The organism is Phenylobacterium sp., assembly GCF_030654915.1.
In the GTDB taxonomy this organism is placed as follows: domain Bacteria; phylum Pseudomonadota; class Alphaproteobacteria; order Caulobacterales; family Caulobacteraceae; genus Phenylobacterium.
On record NZ_JAURWM010000305.1, the window covers coordinates 1 to 4,370 of the forward strand.

The 4,370-nt window shown below is 65.6% G+C and carries 5 protein-coding genes and 1 pseudogene; 5 read left to right on the forward strand and 1 reads right to left on the reverse strand.

Features of this window, described 5'->3' with window-relative positions; all coding sequences use genetic code 11:
* The 4 genes from thyA to Q7T84_RS16170 all read left to right on the forward strand — a co-directional run.
* Positions 1–512, forward strand: a 512-nt coding sequence (gene thyA, locus Q7T84_RS16155) for a thymidylate synthase (RefSeq protein WP_304810855.1), incomplete at its 5' end; no start/stop codon positions are given.
* 142 nt (positions 513–654) lie between these two features.
* Positions 655–876 (forward strand): ATP-binding protein, encoded by a 222-nt coding sequence (locus tag Q7T84_RS16160; RefSeq protein WP_304810857.1) that lies wholly within the window; start codon positions 655–657, stop codon positions 874–876.
* A 19-nt stretch (positions 877–895) separates the two neighbouring features.
* Complete coding sequence (locus Q7T84_RS16165) at positions 896–1,414, forward strand: dihydrofolate reductase (RefSeq protein ID WP_304810859.1); 519 nt, start codon at positions 896–898, stop codon at positions 1,412–1,414.
* A gap of 126 nt (positions 1,415–1,540) precedes the next feature.
* Positions 1,541–2,452: an SMP-30/gluconolactonase/LRE family protein gene (locus Q7T84_RS16170; RefSeq protein ID WP_304810861.1), complete on the forward strand. Its 912-nt coding sequence runs from the start codon at positions 1,541–1,543 to the stop codon at positions 2,450–2,452.
* A gap of 156 nt (positions 2,453–2,608) precedes the next feature.
* Here the strand turns inward: Q7T84_RS16170 and Q7T84_RS16175 are convergent, their stop codons facing one another.
* The gene (locus Q7T84_RS16175; RefSeq protein WP_304810863.1) at positions 2,609–3,709 is read right to left on the reverse strand and encodes an NADH:flavin oxidoreductase; all 1,101 of its coding nucleotides are present in this window, start codon (positions 3,707–3,709) and stop codon (positions 2,609–2,611) included.
* Positions 3,710–3,876: 167 nt separating this feature from the next.
* Here Q7T84_RS16175 and Q7T84_RS16180 point away from each other — a divergent pair.
* Positions 3,877–4,370: pseudogene (locus tag Q7T84_RS16180) on the forward strand (cytochrome P450); the annotation flags it as partial.

A 4,370-nucleotide genomic window follows, 5' to 3' on the forward strand; every position in this document is an offset into this window, starting at 1 on the left:
ACGGCAAGCAGTGGCGCTCCTGGACGGCGCCCGACGGCCGGGTGATCGACCAGATCGCCAATGTCGTCGAGAGCTTGAAGACCAACCCCAACTCGCGCCGCCACATTGTCTCGGCCTGGAACCCGGCCGACGTCGACGACATGGCGCTGCCGCCCTGCCATTGCCTGTTCCAGTTCTTCGTGGCGGACGGGAAATTGTCCTGCCAGCTCTACCAGCGCTCGGCCGACGTCTTCCTGGGCGTGCCTTTCAACATCGCCTCCTACGCCCTGCTGACCATGATGGTCGCCAAGGTGACGGGGCTGGAGCCCGGCGAGTTCGTCCACACCCTGGGCGACGCCCACCTCTATCTGAACCACCTGGAGCAGGCGAAAGAGCAGATCGGGCGCGAGCCCCTGCCCTTCCCGACCATGGAGATCGCCGACAAGCGCGACCTCTTCGCCTTCGAATACGAAGACTTCAAACTGCGCGGCTACAAAGCCCACGAGAAGATCGCCGCCCCCATCGCGGTCTGAGCCGCTCTCCGCTGACGTCCCTAATTGTCATCCCGGTTTGCGAAGCAAGACCGGGAGACGCAGGCCTGCGGTGGCCTTCTCCTGTTCACTGGCATCGACCGGTTGAACACATGGAGAGCCTGATGCGTAATCTGATCGCCACGTGAAGATCATCGCCGCCGATTCCGGCCCCGGCATCGCGCCTGAGCATCGCGGGCGGGTGCGCGAGCGTTTCGTGCGGCTGGACGCGGCCCGATCGGCGCCCCGCGGCGGCCTTGGCCTGGCCATCGCCGCGGCCTGCGCCAAGCTGCACGGCGGGTCGCTGGACCTGGAGGACGCCGGCCCGGGGCTACGCGTCGTGATCGACTTGGCCGACGCCCCATAGAAGCTGCTATGAGGCTGGCATGACCTCACCGATCCTCACCGCCGGCCCCATCGCCCGCTCCCGCAACGGCGTCATCGGGCGCGATGGGGGCCTGCCCTGGCGGTTGAAATCCGACATGGCGATCTTCCGCGCCGTGACCATGGGCAAGCCGGTCATCATGGGCCGCAAGACCTGGGACAGCCTGCCCAAGAAGCCGTTGATCGGCCGCACCAACATCGTGCTCTCCAAGGACGGATCGTTCGAGCCCAAGCAGGCCGTGGTCTGCGACGAGTTCGCCGAGGCGGTCTCCATCGCCCGCGAGCAGGCCGAGGAGGATGGCCGCGACGAATATTGCGTCATCGGCGGCGCCTCGCTGTTCGAGCTCGCCCTGCCGCGCGCCAAACGCCTCTACCTCACTGACGTCGACGCTGAAGTCGAGGGCGACGTGGTGCTCTCGCCCATCGACGAAACCCGCTGGACCGAGGTTCGCCGCGAGGAACATCCCGCTGGCCCAGACGACGAGTACGCCTTCACCTTCCGGGTGTTGGAGCGCCGCTAAGGCCGGCGACCTGCCGCCACGGAAGACGAACGGCCGTTTAAATTCCGGCTGTTGCAGCGGCGCTGATCGGTCATAGTCGCTCCTCAACGCCGCCGATCCGTGCGGCGAACCGCCAGGGAGATGACCATGGACATGCAGCTAGTCGCCGAAGGTTTCGAGTTTCCGGAAGGCCCGATCGCCATGGCCGACGGCTCGGTGATCCTGACCGAGATCAAGGGCCAGCGGCTGACCCGCGTCTATCCCGACGGGCGCAAGGAGACCGTGGTCGAGACCGGCGGCGGCCCGAACGGCGCGGCCATCGGCCCGGACGGCGCGATCTACATCACCAACAACGGCGGCTCGTTCACCTGGCCCCAGCAAGACGGCCTGACCATTCCAGGCCCGACGCCCGACACCCACAAGGGCGGCTACATCCAACGCTTCGACCTGAAGACCGGCGAACTCACGACCCTCTACGAGACCTGCGATGGCCGGCCCTTCGTCGGCCCCAACGACCTGGTGTTCGACAAACAGGGCGGGTTCTGGTTCTCCGATCACGGCTGCTCGACGCCGGAGGGCCGCAAATTCGGCGCGCTCTATTACGCCAAGATCGACGGCAGCCACGTCAGCCGCCAACGCGACCACCTGATCTCGCCGAACGGCGTCGGCCTGTCGCCCGATGAGAAGACGGTCTATCTGGCCGACACCCAACTCGGGCGGCTCTGGGCCTTCGACGTCGTCGAGCCGGGCGTCCTGGCTCCGCAGGCCGGCTTTGGCGCAGGTCGTTCAGTCGCCAACCTGCCCGGCGTGCAGTTCCTCGACAGCCTGGCGGTCGAGGCCTCCGGCAAGGTCTGCGTGGCGACGATCCTGAACGGCGGGATCACCGCCTTCGATCCCTCGGGCACGACGGAGCACTATCCCGTCCCCGACCTCATCGTGACCAACATCTGCTTTGGCGGCTCGGACATGATGACCGCCTGGATCACCGCCTCGTCGACCGGCAAGCTCTACAAGACCACCTGGCCGCGCGCCGGCCTGAAGCTGAACTTCAACGCCTAGCGGTCGCGCCATTCCTCTCCCCGCTTGCGGGGAGAGGTTAGGTGAGGGGTTCGGCGCGCCAGCGGCGACATCCGGCCTGGCGGGCAAACGGCGATGTTCGTGAAGGAGCGGCGAGCCGCCCCCTCACCTAGCCTCTCCCGAGGGAGAGGAACCTTCCTAGTAAAGCTTCGCCAGCGCGTCGCGTTCGAAGCTCTTCAGTTCATCAGTTCGGCCATCGCGGATCTTCAGCACCCAGTCAGGGTCCTGCAGCAGCGCGCGGCCGACGCCGACCAGGTCGAAGTCGCCCCGGTCCAGGCGGCGCTCCAACTCGTCCAGCGAAGCCGGCTTGGAGCCCTCGCCCGCGAACGCGGCGATGAACTCTCCCGATAGGCCGACCGAGCCGACGGTGATGGTCGGCACGCCCGTCAGTTTCTTGGCCCAACCGGCGAAGTTCAGATCCGAGCCTTCGAATTCCGGCTCCCAGAATCGCCGTTGCGAGCAGTGCAGGATGTCGGCGCCCGCGTCGACCAGGGCTCCCAGCCAGGCTTCCAGCGCCTTCGGATCCTGGGCCAACTTCACGTCGTAGTCCTGCTGCTTCCACTGGCTGATGCGGATGATCACCGGGTAGTCGGGGCCGACCTCCTTGCGCACGGCCTTCAGGATGTCGGCGGCGAACCGTGCCCGACCGGGCAGGTCCTTGGAGCCATAGGCGTCCTCGCGCAGATTGGTGCCGTCCCAGAAGAACTGGTCGATCAGATAGCCGTGGGCGCCGTGCAACTCGATCGATTCAAAGCCCAGCTTCTTGGCCGCGCCGGCCGCCTCGGCGAAGGCGCGAACGGCGTCGGCCACCTCTTCCTCAGTCATCGGCGCGCCAAACGCCTTGTCAGGACGCGACAGGCCGGACGGGCTGTCATAGGGGCCGGGCGGCGCCCATTCCGGGTCGCGGGTGCGGACATTGCCGACGTGCCAGAGCTGGGGCGCCATCACCCCGCCGACCGCGTGGACCTCATCGATCACATGTTTCCAGCCGGCCAGTTCCTTCTCGCCGTGGAAGCGCGGAACGTTCTTGTCGTTGAGCGAGGCAGGGCGATCCACGCCCGTGCCTTCCGACACGATCAGCCCGACCTCGGCCGCCGCGCGGCGCTTGTAATATTGGGCCACCTCGTCCGTCACTACCCCGCCGGGCGAGAACGAACGGGTCATGGGGGCCATGACGATACGGTTCTTTAGATGCAGGCCCTTGTAATCAAAGGGCTTGAAGAGGGCGTCGGCCGACATGGGCGCTCCGGATTCAAACGAATGTTCGTTGCGCCAAATAAAGCACGACCGGTCGCTTTGTCAGTTAAGATTTTCTGTTGCCCGCCCGCAACTTCCCCTGAAGGCCATACGGCGCCATTGTCAGGTGAACAGCGGTCACTCAAAGACCCGACACGGAGGAAGTTGTCATGAGCGATGGTGCGATCGATCTCAAGGCTGAGGCGCGCGCGAAGGCCTACGCCATGCCGCTTGAGGAGATTAACGTGGCCGACCCGGAGCTATTCCGGACCGACACCATGTGGCCCTACTTCGAGCGCCTGCGCAAAGAAGACCCCGTCCACTACAACGCGGTCGGCCACGAGGACGGCCCGTACTGGTCGGTGACCAAGTACAACGACATCATGAGCGTCGACACCAACCACGAGGTTTACTCGTCGGAACCGTCGATCACGATCTTCGATCCCAAAGAAGACTTCGTCATGCCGATGTTCATCGCCATGGACCCGCCCAAGCATGACATTCAGCGCAAGACGGTCAGCCCGATCGTCTCGCCGGCCAATCTGCACGAGCTTGAACCGCTGATCCGCCAACGCATCTGCGCCACGCTCGACGCCCTGCCGATCGGCGAGGAGTTCGACTGGGTCGACAAGGTGTCGATCGAGCTGACCACCCAGATGCTGGC

What these genes read in the sequence shown, in the direction of transcription:
- Q7T84_RS16165 (WP_304810859.1), top strand. Translation starts at nt 896, where the DNA reads ATGACCTCACCGATCCTCACCGCCGGCCCCATCGCCCGCTCCCGCAAC.
- Q7T84_RS16170 (WP_304810861.1), top strand. Translation starts at nt 1,541, where the DNA reads ATGGACATGCAGCTAGTCGCCGAAGGTTTCGAGTTTCCGGAAGGCCCG.
- Q7T84_RS16175 (WP_304810863.1), bottom strand. Translation starts at nt 3,709, where the DNA reads ATGTCGGCCGACGCCCTCTTCAAGCCCTTTGATTACAAGGGCCTGCAT.